The organism is Pseudonocardia sp. ZF1 (assembly GCF_056835605.1).
This window is the reverse complement of the sequence record NZ_JAJNBY010000001.1, coordinates 5,523,553-5,539,699: the sequence shown is the minus strand read 5'-3', so window position 1 is coordinate 5,539,699 and position 16,147 is coordinate 5,523,553. Positions and strand designations below refer to the sequence as shown.

Annotated in this window: 14 protein-coding genes; 9 read left to right on the top strand and 5 right to left on the bottom strand. The window is 73.8% G+C overall.

Going from position 1 to position 16,147, the window contains the following annotated elements:
- The first annotated feature begins 39 nt into the window (after window positions 1-39).
- Complete coding sequence (locus ZF1_RS26695; protein ID WP_062398837.1) at window positions 40-420, top strand: nuclear transport factor 2 family protein; 381 nt, start codon at window positions 40-42, stop codon at window positions 418-420.
- Between the two features lie 42 nt (window positions 421-462).
- On the top strand, window positions 463-1,620 hold the full coding sequence (locus tag ZF1_RS26690) for a hypothetical protein (protein ID WP_482638610.1): 1,158 nt from the start codon (window positions 463-465) through the stop codon (window positions 1,618-1,620).
- A gap of 60 nt (window positions 1,621-1,680) precedes the next feature.
- Here ZF1_RS26690 and ZF1_RS26685 read toward each other — a convergent pair whose 3' ends face one another.
- Entirely contained in the window at window positions 1,681-4,131 is a 2,451-nt protein-coding gene (locus ZF1_RS26685; protein ID WP_482638609.1) for a heterodisulfide reductase-related iron-sulfur binding cluster, read from the bottom strand.
- Window positions 4,132-4,643: 512 nt separating this feature from the next.
- Here ZF1_RS26685 and ZF1_RS26680 point away from each other — a divergent pair.
- From ZF1_RS26680 to ZF1_RS26650, 7 genes are read left to right on the top strand one after another with little or no spacing between them, the layout of a single operon-like run.
- On the top strand, window positions 4,644-4,922 hold the full coding sequence (locus ZF1_RS26680; RefSeq protein ID WP_020622502.1) for a hypothetical protein: 279 nt from the start codon (window positions 4,644-4,646) through the stop codon (window positions 4,920-4,922).
- Window positions 4,923-4,925: 3 nt separating this feature from the next.
- Window positions 4,926-5,615 (top strand): hypothetical protein, encoded by a 690-nt coding sequence (locus tag ZF1_RS26675; RefSeq protein WP_482638608.1) that lies wholly within the window; start codon window positions 4,926-4,928, stop codon window positions 5,613-5,615.
- Window positions 5,602-8,676 carry an ATP-binding protein gene (locus ZF1_RS26670; RefSeq protein ID WP_482638607.1) on the top strand — a complete coding sequence of 1,025 codons (3,075 nt, stop codon included), beginning with the start codon at window positions 5,602-5,604 and terminating at the stop codon, window positions 8,674-8,676. Before ZF1_RS26675 ends, ZF1_RS26670 begins: the two co-directional genes overlap by 14 nt.
- The gene (locus ZF1_RS26665; RefSeq protein ID WP_251783388.1) at window positions 8,673-10,580 is read left to right on the top strand and encodes a hypothetical protein; all 1,908 of its coding nucleotides are present in this window, start codon (window positions 8,673-8,675) and stop codon (window positions 10,578-10,580) included. The genes ZF1_RS26670 and ZF1_RS26665 overlap by 4 nt, the downstream gene beginning before the upstream one ends.
- The gene (locus ZF1_RS26660; RefSeq protein WP_062398831.1) at window positions 10,570-11,166 is read left to right on the top strand and encodes a hypothetical protein; all 597 of its coding nucleotides are present in this window, start codon (window positions 10,570-10,572) and stop codon (window positions 11,164-11,166) included. The genes ZF1_RS26665 and ZF1_RS26660 overlap by 11 nt, the downstream gene beginning before the upstream one ends.
- Window positions 11,163-12,188, top strand: coding sequence for a C40 family peptidase (locus ZF1_RS26655; protein ID WP_062398829.1), 1,026 nt, complete (start codon window positions 11,163-11,165; stop codon window positions 12,186-12,188). Before ZF1_RS26660 ends, ZF1_RS26655 begins: the two co-directional genes overlap by 4 nt.
- Before the next feature lie 28 nt (window positions 12,189-12,216).
- Entirely contained in the window at window positions 12,217-12,612 is a 396-nt protein-coding gene (locus ZF1_RS26650; protein WP_226367990.1) for a hypothetical protein, read from the top strand.
- 184 nt (window positions 12,613-12,796) lie between these two features.
- Here the strand turns inward: ZF1_RS26650 and ZF1_RS26645 are convergent, their stop codons facing one another.
- From ZF1_RS26645 to ZF1_RS26630, 4 genes are all read right to left on the bottom strand, one after another.
- Window positions 12,797-13,618: an ESX secretion-associated protein EspG gene (locus ZF1_RS26645; protein WP_405420911.1), complete on the bottom strand. Its 822-nt coding sequence runs from the start codon at window positions 13,616-13,618 to the stop codon at window positions 12,797-12,799.
- Window positions 13,615-14,985, bottom strand: coding sequence for a PPE domain-containing protein (locus tag ZF1_RS26640; protein WP_482638606.1), 1,371 nt, complete (start codon window positions 14,983-14,985; stop codon window positions 13,615-13,617). Before ZF1_RS26640 ends, ZF1_RS26645 begins: the two co-directional genes overlap by 4 nt.
- A gap of 29 nt (window positions 14,986-15,014) precedes the next feature.
- Window positions 15,015-15,341: a PE domain-containing protein gene (locus ZF1_RS26635; protein WP_482638605.1), complete on the bottom strand. Its 327-nt coding sequence runs from the start codon at window positions 15,339-15,341 to the stop codon at window positions 15,015-15,017.
- Window positions 15,342-15,418: 77 nt separating this feature from the next.
- Window positions 15,419-15,982, bottom strand: a complete 564-nt coding sequence (locus tag ZF1_RS26630; RefSeq protein ID WP_482638604.1) for a DUF3558 family protein — start codon at window positions 15,980-15,982, stop codon at window positions 15,419-15,421.
- Window positions 15,983-16,147 lie beyond the last annotated feature (165 nt).

The following is a 16,147-nucleotide window of genomic DNA, read 5'->3' as shown; positions in this document are numbered from 1 at the left end:
CTCTTATGGTTCGAATAGAGTCGAACTATTGGAGGAGTCATGGACATCCGGCGGCACATCGCGACCGAGTTCCACACCGCCCTCACCACCGGGGACCGCGACCGGCTGCGGGCGATCCTCGATCCGGAGGTCTCCTGGACCCTGCCGGGCGACAACGCGGTCTCGGGTCGGGTCGACGGCGCCGACGCGGTGCTCGAACGTGCGGCGCTGATCGCGTCCTACGGGGTGGACTTCGCGCTCGAGCACATCCTGGTGAGCGCCGAACACGTCGCGCTCGGGCTGCACAACACGGCCCGCCGCGGGGACCGGGTGCTCGACGAGCACCTCGCCACCGTGTGCCGGATCGGGGGCGACCGGATCGTCGAGATCGAGACCTTCCTGTCCGACGAGCCGGGGATGAACGCGTTCTTCGCCGCCTGAGCGCGCCCGCGGGGGCGTGCACCGCCGCTACGCTGGGCGGTGATGGACGCCGACCGCAGCTCCCCGGACCCGTGGGCCACCGGCCGCCGTCGGAGTGGTCGCCCCGACCGCGGCGTCCGCCGCGCCACCCCGCCCCGGTACGACGACGCCGGTCCCGGCCCGGCCGGGCGTGGCGCCCCCGCCTCCGGCACACCCGCGCCCGGCGGCGCCGGGGAGAACGCGGCCGGTGAGGGCACGGCCCGTTCCGAGCCCGCCACCCCGCCGGACCCCGGCACCGAGCTCGTCGTGTCCCCCGTGGTCCCCCCGGAGCCCGACCCGGGCTCACGCGCCCTCACCCGCCGGGTCGCACCCGCCCCCGCGGACCCGCCGCGGGCGGACCGCGGGACGGAGGACCGGGACCCCTGGGCCCCGTGGCGCCGCCTGCGCCCCCGCACCGTCCGCGGTGCCACCGCGCTCGGTCTCGCGGGTGCCGCGGTCCTGCTCCTGCCCTTCCTCGACGACCCGGGCCGCTGGTGGGTCCCGGTCGGCCTCGGGTTCGGCACCCTGGTCCTGCTGGCCCTGCTGCGGCTGGACCGGCTGCTCCAGGGGTGGGCACCGCACGTCGCCGGGGTCGTGCTCGTCGCGGCCCTGGTGAACGGGACGCGGGAGAACCCGTGGGCATGGGCACTGGCCCTGTCGGTGGGGGTAGTCGTCGCCGGGGCGCTGCTGCTGCCGCGCTGGACGGTGCTCGCCGCCGGCGTGGTGCTGCTGGTGGTGTCCGGGGTCGGCTACTCGTTCCGCTCGGCCGAGATCCGGCAGGACCAGGCCCGCGTCGACGCGCAGGCCGGCGCACAGTTCCGCAGCGACCTCGGCGTCGCCCGCCCGCAGCTCGCGCTCGTCTCGCTGGACACCGGGGTCGCCTCGCCGAACCCGGCCCGGGTCTGCCGGCTCGTCCAACCCGCCGCGCTCGACCAGCTCCGCGCCGCGACCGGTGCGGCGGCCTGCGAGGACGCCGTCGCCGTCCTGCACGGGCGGATGCCCGCCGGGGCACAGGTCACCGTCCCGGACCGGCGTCCGGACCCGGACGTGGCGGTCGGCGCCACCACCGCCGTCGACGCCTGCGGCTCGGCGTGGGGCGCGGCCGCACCGCAGCTCGGCCGCGTCGTCCTCACCCGCACCACCCCGGCGACGTTCCAGGTCAGCTCCTTCACTCCCTGCTGAGCCGCACACGACGACGGCCGGGCACCCCCTGCGGGGTACCCGGCCGTCGTCGGTGGTGGGTCAGTTCTCGTTCGAGCGCTCCGGCGTCGCCTCCTCCGGCGACGACCCGTTCCCCGACGACGCCGGGGTGCCGGTGCTCGAGGCGCCGTCCGAGCCGGCCGGGGTCGGGTCCTGCTTCGCGGCCTCGTCGGCCACCTCGGCGGCCGGGGTGGCGGTCCCCGGGGCGTCGGTGGTCGGCGCGCTCTGGCCCTCGGTCTCCGGCTGCGGCTCCGGCGCGGTGTCGGCGGGGGCGTCGCCCCGCTTCACCGCGGCGAGCAGCATCTGCGAGACGTCCTGGACCTGCACGGCCTCACCGGCGGTCTGGTTCACGCCGTCGGTCATCATCGTGCGGCAGAACGGGCAGCCGACCGCGAGCGTGCCGGACGGCTCCGAGCCGCCCCCGGCCTTCGTGAGGGTCTCGGCGGCCTCCTCGGCGCGGGTGAAGTTGATGCGCTTGCCGATGCGCTCCTCCATCCACATCCGGGCGCCACCGGCACCGCAGCACATCGACCGGTCGCCGTGGCGCGGCATCTCGGTGAGCGTGGTCGTCCCGGCCGCTCCGGTCGCGTTGATCAGCGCGCGGGGCTCCTCGTAGACCTCGTTGTGCCGCCCGAGGTAGCAGGGGTCGTGGTAGGTGACCGGGCCGGTCTCCTCGCCCGCCGGGGCCGACACCGGGACCAGCTTCTTGTCCCGCACCAGCTTGTTGAGCAGCTGGGTGTGGTGCACGACCTCGTAGTGCCCGTCGAGCTGGGGGTACTCCCGGCCCAGGGTGTTGAGGCAGTGCGGGCAGGTCGTGACGATCTTGCGGGTGCCGGCCTCGCGGCCCTCGAACACGGTGTTGAGGGTCTCGACGTTCTGCTGGGCGAGCATCTGGAACACGAACTCGTTGCCCGAGCGGCGCGCGGGGTCACCGGTGCAGGTCTCCCCCGAGCCGAGGACGGCGAAGTTCACCCCGGCGCGGTGCAGCAGCTCCGCGGTGGCCCGGACGGTCTTCTTCTGGCCGTCGTCGAACGCGCCGGCGCAGCCGATCCAGAACAGGTACTCGGTCTCGGCGTCGAGCTCGCTCTCGACGACCGGGACCTCGAAGTCGAGGCCCTTGGTCCACTCGAGGCGGTCCTTGGCGTTCTGGCCCCAGGGGTTGCCCTTGTTCTCCAGGTTCTTGAACAGCGAGTTGAGCTCGGTGGGGAACTCGGTCTCGATGAGGACCTGGTAGCGGCGCATGTCGATGATGTGGTCGACGTGCTCGATGTCGACCGGGCACTGCTCGACGCACGCGCCGCAGGTGGTGCAGGACCACAGGATGTCGGGGTCGATGACGCCGAGGACGTCCTCACCGCCGACCAGCGGCCGGCCCGCGGCCTCCAGGGCGTCGACCGGGATGGCCTTGAGCCGCTCCTCGGCGCCCTCGCCGGTGATGCCGACCTCGTCGCCCGCCATGTCGCGGCTGCCGCCGGCGAGCAGGTAGGGGGCCTTCTCGTAGGCGTGGTCGCGCAGGGCGTTGACCAGCAGCTTCGGCGACAGCGGCTTCTCGGTGTTCCAGGCCGGGCACTGCGACTGGCAGCGCCCGCACTCGGTGCAGGTGGTGAAGTCGAGCAGGCCCTTCCAGGTGAAGTCCTCGACCTTGCCGACGCCGAAGGTGTCGGTGTCGGGGTCGGCCTCCTCCAGGTCCAGCGGCTTGCCGTTCGACATCATCGGCCGGGTCGCGCCGAGGGCCTTGTAGCCGTCGTCGTTGCGCTTGAAGTAGATGTTCGGGAACGCGGTGAACCGGTGCCAGGCCACACCCATCGTCGGGGTGAGCGCGATGACGATCAGCCAGACCGTCGCGGACAGCACCTTCACCGCGGCGAAGACGGTGACCAGCGTGGTCGAGGCGGGCAGGACCGCGGACAGCGCGTAGGAGACGGGGGCGGACCAGACCGGCACGTCGAACGCGCCCAGGGAGATCTTCGCGCCGCGCACCACCAGGATGCCCAGCCCCTCGAGGAACACGATCGTCTCGACGAAGTAGGCGCGGCCCATGTTCGAGCCGTAGAACCGCGACATCCGGCCCTGCCGGTTCGGGTTGTTCGCCTGGCGGATGACGATCAGCGCGGCGATGCCGACGACCGTGCCGACGCCGAGGATCTCGACGAACAGCGAGTACACCGACCACTGCCCGATCAGCGGCAGGTGGAAGGTCGGGTTCCAGACCTCGACGAAGGCCTCGATCAGCGCCAGGAACAGGCCGCCGAATCCGACCATGACCAGCCAGTGGACGATGCCCACCTTGGTCCACTTGAGCATCCTGGTGTGACCCAGGGTCTCCTTGAGCATCGTCGCGAACCGCGGCCCGAACGGGCCGGTGCGCGTCGGGTCGGACTCACCGAGCCGGATGATCTTCACCATCCGGGTCACGGTCATCGCGACGAGGGCCACGGCGACGATCGCCGACAGCACGGTGACGATGCCGAGCGTGTACTGCACCCAGGTCATCTGGAGGAACCTCCCTGTTGAACACCCAGCGGTCCCTGCCGGAGCGTGGTGCTGCCGTGACGGATCGGGACGGGAAACGATGAACCGGTCCGGTGGCGCGCGTCGGCGAGGGCGCGGTCGGGGGCGCACGGAGTACCGTGCCGCCGGGACCGGGCGGGCCTCTCCATCGCAGTGCCTCCTCGGACCTCGTCGCCGCACTGGTGTGGTGGGGTGCGACGACGGTCGGGCGAAGGGTAGTGCGCCCGGCCTGGGGTCGCCCGACCCCGTCATGGTCGGGTCGTGCTTGTTACCGAACAGTAGCCAAGGACGACCATGACATCTCGGACCGGGGCCGGTCCCGCGGGGAGACACGAGTCACGCCCGATCGGCGCTGGTCCGACCGTGTCGACCCGATCGCGCAGCGTGGCGCACCGGTGGGCCGGGTGGCTCAGCCCCTAGGATCCCGTACGGGTCTCGTGGTCTACTCGCCTGCGGGAGCGACCGGGACAAGCGGACTGCCGCAAGGAGGAGCTGTGAAGACCTCGTACGAGGCGATCCAGCTGGTACTCGCCCAGGGCGGACAGCTGACCACGGTCAACCTCCGTGACTGGATCACGAACAACATCGTGCCGCTGATCCTGCTCGCGATCGCCGTCATCCTGCTGTGGATCGGTGGTCGTGGTGACAACGCCGGCGTGGCCCGGCGCAGCATCGGACTGCTGGTGGGTCTGATCGCACTGGGCATCGCCGTGACCGGCAGCGGTCCGGCCATCGGACAGGCGCTGGCCAACCTGCTCGTGACCCCGGGCTGATCCGTGCTCGTTCGCACGGACGACGAGGTCTACCGCGTCGACGCCGTCTGGCTCGGGCCGCCACGGGCCACCTTCCCCTGGCGTGCCCGCTACGTCAGCTACGGCGTCGGACTCCTCGTCATGATGCTGATCATGTTCGTCCAGCGCCGGCTCGGTATCGGCCTGGACTTCTTCTCCGTGGCCTGGGCGCTCGTCGGCACCGTCGCGATCACCCGCCTGCTCGGCAAGAAGATCGACTACGAGCGGCCGCTGGGCCAGGTCCTCGGCCAGTTCTGGGCCGAGGTGACCGGGCCGCGGGCCGGCCGGAAGGCCGCGGGCGGCTCGGTCCGCGCGGGGCACGTCCGCGTCCACACCACCCGTGCCCACCCCGGCGTCCCGTCGGCCGGTGGCCGGACCCCCGCGCTGTCCACCGCGCAGCGCACCCGGATCGACGCCGCGGGGACGCAGCCGCCGGTCACCGTGGACGCCGTCGTGGACACGCCCGCCACCACCGCTCCGGTGGTCCCGGGGCTCGAGGCGCCGGTCGCCGCACCCGCGCGCGTGGTCCCGCCACTGCCGGAGCCGGGCAGCGCGCCGCGCCGGAGCCGTTTCCGCCGGGCCCGCGGCGGTGGCAGCGGTCGCGGCGCGAGCGTGCCCGCGCGCACCCCCCGTCCCGACCCGTGGCGCCGGAGTGGCCACCGTGGCCGCACCTGAGCGGACCCCCCGGCCGAAGGCCCGGCGCGGCCGGGCCCGTGCCGGCGAGGGCGGTTCGGACTACACCCCGTCGATCGCGCTGCGCTCGATCGACGGGCACATCACGCGTACCAACGGGCAGGTCATGGCCTGGTACCGGCTCGCGGCGCAGGCGTGGAGCTTCCGCAGCGACAACCAGCGCGAGGTCCTGATCCGCCAGATCGCCGCGCAGCTCGGCGAGCTGCAGGGGCGCTGGCTGCACCTGCGCGTCACGACCCGGCCCTACCCGGTGCACATGTGGGCGGAGTCGTTCGACCAGAACGCGATCGGCCGTATGCCCGACGTGCCCGGCGCCCTGGGCTGGGACGGGTTCCTGGAGGGCGAGCAGCGCCACCTGATGGGGCTGTCGATGGCGGACAAGGAGGTCTTCCTCGGCATCGAGGTCTCCGGCCGCGGGCTGATCGACCGCTGGGTGGAGCGCGCCGCGCCCGTCCTGGACCGCCTCGTGCCCTCCGCGGTCAAGGCCGAGCTCGCCGCGCTGGAGACCGAGATCAACCACCTGGACGTGCTCGTCGCCGGGTCCGGTCTCGACGCCGTCCCCGCGAGCGCGGAGGACATGGCCTGGCTGATGCACCGCTCGGTCGCCCTCGGGCTGCCCGCCCCGCGCGGGCTCTCCTCGGTGCCGCGCGGGGTGTCGACCTGGGAGCCGGAGGACCTCGCCGCGTTCACCGAGGGCGTCGACCTGCACCAGGAGCCCTACGCGCCGACGGTGCAGGTCGTCGGGCGGATGCGCAGCCAGACCGTCACCCGCAACGTCGCGGTGCTGAGCGTCGGGCTGATGGAGGGTCTGCGGATCCCCGAGATCGACGACCCGTGGATGCAGCACTCCGACCGGCTGCCGTTCCCGGTGGAGTGGTCCGCGCGGATCTACGTGCGCCGTCCGGAGGACGTCACCGGCGAGCTGCAGCGCCAGATGGGCAAGGTGCGCAGCCAGATCCGGCACTACACCCACGACCACGACCTCGACCCGCCGATGTCGCTCGCGCGGCAGGCCGACCGGGTCCTGGAGGTCGAGGACGAGCTCACCACCGGGCTCACCCAGCTCAACACCCGTCTCTACGGCTGGTGGCGGATCGCCGTCTCGGGCCGCGACGAGGCCGAGGCCACCACCCGCGCCCAGCAGGTCGTCGACCTGTACCGGCCCAAGGTGCAGATCGAGCACCCCGAGGCGCAGTACCGCTACGCCCGCGAGTTCATCCCCGGCGAGCCGCTGGCCGCGACGGCCTACCGGCGACGCGGGTCGGTCACCTGGGCGGCCGCCGCGGTCCCGGCCGCGACGGCCAGTGTCGGCGACCGGCGCGGGATCATGCTCGGCGAGACCTGCACCGCGACCCGGCGTCCGGTGGCCTGGGACCCGTGGCTCGCCCAGGAGGTGCGACGCGCGTCCGGGCTCACCGCGATCGTCGGCGGGCTGGGCTCGGGCAAGTCGTTCCTGACCGGGCTGGTCGTCTACAAGACGTTGCGCGCCGGGGCCCGCTGGACGGTGCTCGACCCGTCCGGGCCGCTGGCCGAGCTGACCCGGCTGCCGGAGCTGGCGCCGTTCTCCCGGCACATCAACCTGCTCCGCGCCGACCCCGGCATCCTCAACCCGTACCGGGTGGTCGCCGAGCCGCGGCCGGACCACTTCCTCGACGACGAGGACCCCGAGCGCGCCTGGAAGCGGGAGCGCTCGCTGGCCGCGGCCACCCGCCGTCGGCTGGTGCTCGACGTGCTGTCCGGGCTGCTGCCCTACGAGATCGCCCGCCAGCCCCACACCCGGATCGTGCTGCTCCGCGCGGTCCGCGAGGTCGGCGGCTCGCCCGACCGGCACCCGGGCATGGTCATCGACGCGCTGCGCCGGCACGCCGGTGAGGGCGAGGACCACGCCGGTGTCGTCGCGGACTTCCTCGACGAGCGGCGCGAGCTGCCGCAGGCCGCGCTGCTGTTCCCCGACGAGACCCGGGCTGACCCCTGGCAGGCCGACCGGGACTACCGGCTCACCGTGCTGACGATGCAGGGACTGTCGCTGCCGCGCCCGGGCAGTCCGCGCGAGGAGTGGACCGACAACGAGTCGCTCGGCGTCGAGCTGCTGAACCTGGCGTCCTGGCTGACCCAGCGCACGATCTACGACGCCGACCGCAACCTGCGCAAGGGCGTCGCGCTCGACGAGACGCACTTCCTGTCCCAGGTGCCCACCGGCAAGGTGCTCATCGACCGCCTCGCCCGCGACTCCCGCAAGTTCAACGTCCGCGCCCTGTTCGCCTCCCAGCTGGCCGGTGACCTGCTGCGGGTCTCGGGCTTCGCGTCGCTGGTCAACGCCGTGTTCGTCGGCCGGACCGACGACGAGGAGGCCCAGTCCGAGGCGCTGCGGCTGCTGCGCGTGCCCACCGACGTCGGCTACGAGGAGATGCTCGGGACCCTGTCCCCGCGCCCCCGCCACGACGACCGGCCCGACGACGCGCCCCGCCAGTTCGTCTTCGCCGACGGCCACGGCGGCGTGGAGAAGGTCCGCATCGACCTGGAGGCACCGCACCTGGAGCACGTCCGCGAGGCGCTCGACACCAACCCCGACGCCGCCCGCGTCGTCGCCCCGCGCCCGCCGGGTGGTCCGGCGATCACCGCGCCCGGGCATCCCGAGATGACCGCACCCGACGAGCCGAGCCCGCTGCCCGCCCGGCGCGCCCCCGCCCCCGTGGTGCTGCCCGACCTCGACGGCGACGAGATCGACCTGCGTACCGACACCCGGATCGGCCCCGGCGACGACGACCCGGTCCTGGCCGGCGGGATCCGTGCCGGTGGGGTGCAGGTCGTGTCGGTCGCCGCGACCGACGCCGCCGTCGGCCGCGCGGAGCTCTACGACGACGAGCAGCTCGACCTGCTCGACGAGCTCGACGACGACTGGGTGGTCGACGAGCCCGCCTCCGCGGACGGCATCGCCTCCGCGGACGGCACCGCCCCCACGAACGGCACCGGCCCGTCGAAGGGGACGGCGGCCACGAACGGCCACCCCGCGGCCGCTCCCCCCGACGGGGACGGACGGTGACGGCGGGCCTCGACCCGTCCGGCGGCGCAGGCGTCTGGGTCGTCCTGGGCGTGCTGCTCGCGGCCGTCGTCGTCTCGGTGCGGAGGACCCGCCGCCGTACGCCGCAGACGCCCGGGGTGACCCGCCGCCGTCGTCGTCGGACGGCGGTCCTGGTGGTCACCGCGATCGCCGGCGGCACGCTGCTGCTCGGCTCGCCGGCCATGGCGCAGGCGCTGGACTGCAAGTCCCCGCCGGAACCGGACCGCCCCGGCACCGGGCTGGTCGGCTCGCTGGACCGGCCCTCGGCGCTGCACGGGGAGGCCGGCAGCGTCTACGAGGAGGTCGGCTACGCCGGTCTCGTCTGGCACAACTACGACCTGGGCTGCGCCACGTCGGGGGTGCTGAACCCGTCGGTCACCACCGACACGTGGCTGGGCAACCAGGTCTTCAACCTGGCGAAGCTGACCGTCGGTGGGGTGAACTGGGCGCACTACCTCATCGCCGACGGCGGGTCGTTGTTCGCGCCGCTCGACCAGGTCATCACCACCGCGACCCGGGCGATGTACGAGACCGTGTTCACCACCTGGGTGGGCCTCGGCCTGCTCGGCTTCGCGATCATCGTGCTGCTGCTGGCGATGCGCGGGGAGCTCGCGCGCCAGGCCCAGCGCACCGGCATCGCCGTACTCGCGCTGATGCTCGGCTCCGCCGCCTACCTCGCACCGGTCGACTGGTCCCGCGCCGCGGACAACCTGCTGCTCGACGGCGTCACGCAGATGCAGGAGGGCTTCCTCGGCCAGGTCGGGCTGGGCACCCGCGACACCCTCCCGACGGTGCTCGTCGACCAGGTCGCCTACCAGAACTGGCTGCGCGGCACGTTCGGCGCGCCGGACGTCCCGCAGGCCCAGGAGCTGGGCCGGGACCTGCTGCGGGCGCAGGCGTTCACCATCGACGAGATCGACCAGGGCCAGGACACGTCCGAGACGGCGGAGCGCAAGAAGGGCGAGTACGCTGCGCTCGCCGACCGCATGGGGGACCGCTACCCGTACTTCACCGGGGCCTCCGGCAGCCGGATCGGGGCCGGGACGCTCGCGCTGATCCAGGCCGCGTGCATCGCGCTGTTCCAGCTGCTGTCCAAGGTCCTGGTGCTGGTCGCACTGCTGATCATCCGGCTGATGGTGGTGACGGCGCCGGCGATCGCCGTCGTCGCGCTGCTGAAACCGGACGTCATCCCGGCGATCCTGCGCATCGGCGGCGCCGCGATCGTGAACACCCTCGTCGTCGGGGCGCTGGCCGGACTGCACGCGCTGCTGGTCGTGTCGCTGTTCGCCCCAGGGTCCGGGGTCGACCTGTGGCTCGCGCTGCTGGTGACCGGCGTGGTCACGCTCGTGCTGTGGGCGGTCGCGCGGCCGTTCCGGCGGCTGGTGTCGATGGTGACACTGACCCGTGAGCAGTTCGGCGGGATCGTCCCCGGCATCAACGGCGGCCCGGTGTCGCGGGTGTGGAACCGGATGCGCGGCCCGAACGACGCCGACGAGCGCCAGTCCCGCTGGTGGTCCGAGCGCGGCGGCCCCGGCGGGTCCGGCGACCCGGGCGCGGCGCGACCGGAGGCCGAGACCGCGGCCGGGCCGGGGGCCCGGGTCCGTCGTCGCGCGGCACCGGACGTGTCCTCGCCCCAGGCGGCCCGGATCGCCGAGCCGCGCCGCGGGGCGCTGCCGGTCGGGGCGTCCGGGCGGCCCGACACCGGGTTCGCCACGCGGGTCGACCCCGGCGAGGTCGACGACCGCTCCATCTACCGCCGCGACGACGCGGGGCCCCGCCGCCCCGGCGACCCGACCCCGGTGAGCCCGGAGCTCGTCGACGGCGTGCCCGTCTACAAGATCTACCGCCCGCGGGCGGCCCGCACCGGCGGCGACCGTGCCGATTAGGTCCTCCCGCGGCCGCGCCGGCGCCTACCGCGCGGTGTGGCAGTGGCCGCTGCGCTCCCCCGCCCGGCTCGCCGTGACGGTGGTGGTCCTGGGCGGGCTCGTGTTCGGGCTGGTCTCGCTCGGCGGTTCCGGCGGGGCGGCGTCCGGCGGTCTGATCGCCGGGGGCGGCTCCGGCGGCAACCGGTGGGACAGCGGGTCGTCCGGCGTCTCCGCGACGCCCACCCCGACGCTGCTGCCGCCGGTGCCCGAGCTGACCCCCGAGGCGCTGCCGGTGTCGCAGGCCCCGCGGCAGGCGCTGGAGACGGCGCGGGTGTGGGCGGCGGCCTGGGTGAACCATCCCGACGGGATGACCTCCCAGCAGTGGGTCGCCGGGCTGCGGCCGTACACGACCGACGAGTTCCTCGGCGTGCTCGCGGGCGTCGACCCGTCGAACGTGCCCGCCTCCCGGGTCACCGGGCCCGCGACCCCGACCCGGGTCGCGCCGAAGAGCATCGAGGTCACCGTGCCGACCGACACGCTGACCCTGCGGATCCTGGTCGTCGACACCGAGGCGGGCTGGAAGGTGTCCCGCTACGACCGGGCATGAGCACTCCGCTGACGCGTGCGCTGCGGCCGCTGCGGCTGCTGCTGCCGTTCCTCGCGATCGGGATGGCGCTGGTGCTGTTCCTGACCGTCGGCTTTCTCGCGTTCAGCCCCAACCTCGGCGGCGGCCGGTCGAACGCGGCCTGGTGCGACACCGGGATCTCGACCGCGACGGTCGGCCGTGGCGGCGGGGGAGCCACCTTCGAGACGCTGTCCGACGAGCAGAGGCAGAACGCCGCCGCGATCATCTCGGTCGCCAAGGACATGCAGCTCCCGCCGAAGGCGTGGCTGATCGCGCTGGCCACCGCGATGCAGGAGTCGACGCTCCGCAACATCGACTACGGCGACCGGGACTCGCTCGGGCTGTTCCAGCAGCGGCCGTCGCAGGGGTGGGGCACCCCCGCGCAGGTCACCGACCCCGCCTACAGCAGCCGCATCTTCTACGAACGGCTGATGGAGGTGCCGGGCTGGGACTCGATGCCGGTCACCAAGGCCGCGCAGACCGTGCAGCGCTCGGCCTTCCCCGACGCCTACGCCAAGTGGGAGGGCCTGGCCGCGTCGCTGGTCGAGAACATCGGCGATGTCGCCAACCCGACGGGCTGCGCCCCCGGTACGACCGGCGCGCTGCCCCCGGGCGTCGCCGGGGCCGCGATCGGCTTCGCGCTCGGCGAGCTCGGCAAGCCCTACGTGTGGGGCGCGACCGGACCGGACTCCTGGGACTGCTCCAGCCTGCTGCAGGCGTCGTACCGGGCGGCCGGCGTCACGATCCCGCGGGTGTCGCGCGACCAGTACAACTCCGGCGGCCACCTGCCGGTCCGGGACATGCAGCCGGGCGACTTCCTCTTCTACGCGCACGACACCTCGGACCCGACCACGATCTACCACGTGATGATGTACCTGGGCGACGGCAAGATGGTCGAGGCGCCGAACCGCAACTTCCCCGTCCGCGTGCAGCCGGTGTCGTGGGAGTTCTCCGATCTCGTCCCGCTCGCCACCCGGCCGGGGACCACGCCGAACCCCGCCTGAGCGGGGTCGAGGCGCCATCATGGGCGACATGCGCTCCCCGCTCTCGGACTATCTCGACTCCGCGGCGCCCGGTGCCTGCCCGGACCACCTCGTCGTGCCGCGGTCACTGGCCCAGTCGATGCCGCTGCGCTGGCAGCAGGTCTTCGTCGGTCTGCTCACCGACCTGCACGACGCCTACCCCGGCGTCGACTGGCCGGAGTACGCCGTGTCCGCGGTGCGGGCCGAACCGTTGACCGAGCTCGACGACGCCCAGCTCGCCACACACGGCTACGTCACCGAGCTGGGGCCCGACGGCGACCTCGAGTACCGCGACGCCGACGACCGCGTCGTCCCCGGGTCGCTGCCCGTCCGGGTGGAGGTGCCCGACACCGTGCCGCCGGCGTCGGCGGGGCAGGTGCCGCGGGGGACCGTCGTCCTGCGCTGACCGCGCCCCGCGTCGCCGCTTGCTGCTCGCACCGGTCGGGTCCGGCCCGGTGCGCGGGGGTGTCGCCGAGATGCACCTCAGCGGGAATCGTCGATCTCCACAGCCCGCTGAGCTGCATCTCGGCGTGCGGCAGGGACACCTCCCCTGCGGATCCGCTCACCCGGTGAGCGAGTTCCCGGCCCCCTCACCAGGCCCGGTGCGTCCCGACCGGCGCGCGACGGCGCTGCGCCGCGTCGGCGAGCCGGTCCAGCTCACGGACCAGGTACGCGGCGTCGGCCGGACCGGCGTGCACGACGGCGTCGTCGGGGAGCGGGCCGCCGACGACGTCCGGGGTCGGGCGCCGCTGGACGTAGCAGCCGTCCGTGGTGGCGTGCACCAGGAGGACGCCCGGCGCGCGGCACGGGTCGGGTCCCTTCCGGCCGGCGCCGAGCTGGGCGACGCCCTCGACCTGCCCCATCCGCCGCAGCATCTCGGCCTCGGTCCCGCTGCAGCCCCGCCGCAGGAGCTCGTGGACGAGCCGGTCGGGATCGCCGTCGGCGCGCTCGGCAGCCTCGCCCAGCACCGCGACGGGGATCCGCACCCCGGCCCCGGGGCCGGGTACGACCTCGCCGAGCAGCTCGACCAGGACGGCCGACGCGTCGTCGGGCGGGACGCGGACCAGCGCGACGTCGTCGCCGATCCGGGTGGCCAGCACCGCGCGCCCGGCCCGCCGCGCGACCAGCGCCCGCTGCCACGACGGCGGTGCGACCACGAGGTCGTGCTGGAACTCCGGTGCGACGACCGTGCGCAGGTCGCCGACCAGGTCCGGCTCGAACGCGGTGCCGGTGAACAGGCCGCGTGCGGCGAGGGTGTCGAGACACCCCCGCACGACACGGGCCCGCTCGACGTCGGTGAACCCGGGGCTGAGCAGCTCCAGGACCGCGGGGTTGCGACCGAGGTCGAGCAGGTCCCGGGCGACGTCGAACTCGGCGGCGGTGAGGACGGTGGCGCGGTTCCAGTCGATCATCGGTGGGGCTCCTCGGGGGCCAGGACGGCGTCGGTCGCGGCGATCTCGATGTCGAACACCTCGTCGGTGGGGACGACGTAGCGGTTGCGGTGGTCCCGGGTGTCGCGGGTGCCCGCGCCGCCGGCCACCGGGCCGTAGCCGCCGGGGGCGCCGCGTCCGGTGCTCTCGCCGGGGCGGGCGGACCAGGCCGGCTCGGCGGTCCGGGCGCCGGGACCGAACTGCTCGTGCAGGCGCGCGCCACCGGATCCCGTGCCGCCGGGGAGCCGGTCGCCGTACTCGGGACCACGGGCCGACGGCGGGACGAGCGGCTGGGCCCGGGTCCGTTCGCCGAACCGGCGTCCGAGGTCGACGCGGGTGGCGAGCGGGTCGGGGCCCGGTGTCGTCGTGGGGTACGGGCCCGGGGACGCGGCCGGCCGGTACGGGTCCGGGGCGGGCGTGGTCGTCGGGTCGAGGTGCTGGGGTGCGACGACGTCGACCGGCCCGGGAAGCCCGGTGCCCCGGTCCCGGTCGGCCACGCCGTCGCCGGTGGTCCCGGGACCACCGGGCCCCGCGGTTCTCCCGACGTCCGGCGTGCCGGGGCCCGATCCGACGAACCCCGATCCCTCGGTCCCCGGCCCGTCGGTCCCCGGCCCGCCGGGAGCACCGACGCCGTCCGGTCCGGGGCGGGGCCCGCCGCCCGGCTGATCCGGGACGCCGGTTCCCGGACCGCCTCCGCCGAGAGGGGTGGCTCCGCCGGCCCCGACACCGGCCGGGCCGTGACCGCCGGCCCCGGCCGAGCCCGGCGCCGGACCTCCCGCACCGGTGGGCGTCGCGGCCGACCCCGGGTCGACGGTGCGGAAGCGGTCGTCGATCGCCGACGCCGTGTCGAGATGCTCCTGGAGGACGCGGTCGGCCTCCTCGCTGTGCCGCTGGTCGCGTTCGAGCGAGGTGACGTAGTCGGCGACGGTGGCGCTCAGCCCGGTCAACGGGGTGCTCGCCAGCAGGTGGAGGTTGCGGACACCGCTGGTGAAGATGCCCGGCGGGGTGGGATCCAGGGCGGCGATGGCGGCCTGGGCGCGGTCGAAGGACTGCCCGTAGGCGTCCAGCTGGGTCGCGCCGTTCGCGGTGACGGGGGCGGTGCACATCATCGAGGTGGTGATGCCGTCGAGGGACTGCTGGGCGGCGGCCGCGGCGGGGCCCTGCCAGGAGATGCCCAGCTCGGCCATGCGTTTCCGGGCCTCGTCCGATGCGGAGCGCAGCTCGGCGTCCGCGGTGCGGAGTGCGGCTGCGGCGTCGGCGACCGCTGTCGAGCCGGGTTTCCCGACCACCCAGGCGTACTTCTCCTGAAGCGACGTGGCGGCGAAGTTGAAGCCCTGGTGGAACGCCATTCCCGTGTCCTCGTGGTGGTGAGCGACGATCAGGCCCGGAAGGACCTCTCGATCGCGGCCTCATCGATCCGGTACGACGCGGCAACAGCGCGTAGTGATGTGACGGCGTGCTCCAGCTCGATCCGGTGCGCCACGTGACGATCGATGATGGCAGCGAACTTCTCGTCGAACACCGGTGTCGCGATCCCCGATATCGGGTCCTCACCGCACGGGCCGACCGTGCAGCCGAGCGCGTTCTGCAGGGCGGCGCGAATGGCCTCGGCCTGCTGTGCGAGTGATCGACCGACGCCGAGGACGTTGTCGGGAGACACCTGACTGGTCAGGTCGTTCAAGGTCTGCGGGTCCGACGAACTCATGGGCGGGCAAGGTAGTCGGCGGTCCGTACGAGCATGGGTCCTTCGAGCGACTGCTTCGCGGTCGCGAATCGCAAGGGTCAGCGCGGAGCGAGCATCGCGAGTGCCTCGTCGAGGACCTCGTTGGCCCTTTCACAGGGTGCGCGTACGGGACTACCGGCCTCGCGCAGTTCGTCGGTGGGTACCGAGGCCTGGGCTCGTACGGATGTCGAGTCGTCGGTGTCGGCGACGGCTTCGCACACGGCCAGCCGGGCTGTGAACCGCTCGTTCTCGATCACGTCGTATCCCCGGGTCCGGCCGGAGGAGGAGTCGGTTGACCGGAGATCTGTCGCGGCGAGCGGGAGGAATTGCAGGTTGATGTCGATCCGCGGGGTTCCGGTGCCGAAGTAGCCGCACGAAGGGGACCGCGTTCCGCGGATCACCGCATCGTTCGCCCGGGGATCGCGGAGCTCGAGCGTCCGAAGGGCCGGTGCGGACAGGAGATCGCAGGGATGCCTGCTCGTCACGTCGATCGGACCCGGCTGGGCCGTTTGTGGCGAGTCCGGTCCCGGCGGTGTGGCGCCGGGGCTGCACGAGGTGACCGCGACGGTGAGGACGACGGCCGCCGACCCCAGAGCGACCCGACGCGCAGCCGGTACGAGCACGGTGATCCTCCGTCGACGATCGAGCGGCCACAGGCTAGCCCGCCCCACCCCCGTCGACGGCCGTTCGGAGCGCCCGCGAACGTCGTGGATAAAAGTTGAGTCCCCCGGGAACAAGTCTTCCGGGTCGCCCGTTGACCCCCATGAGAGCAAGTTGAGCAGGACCCA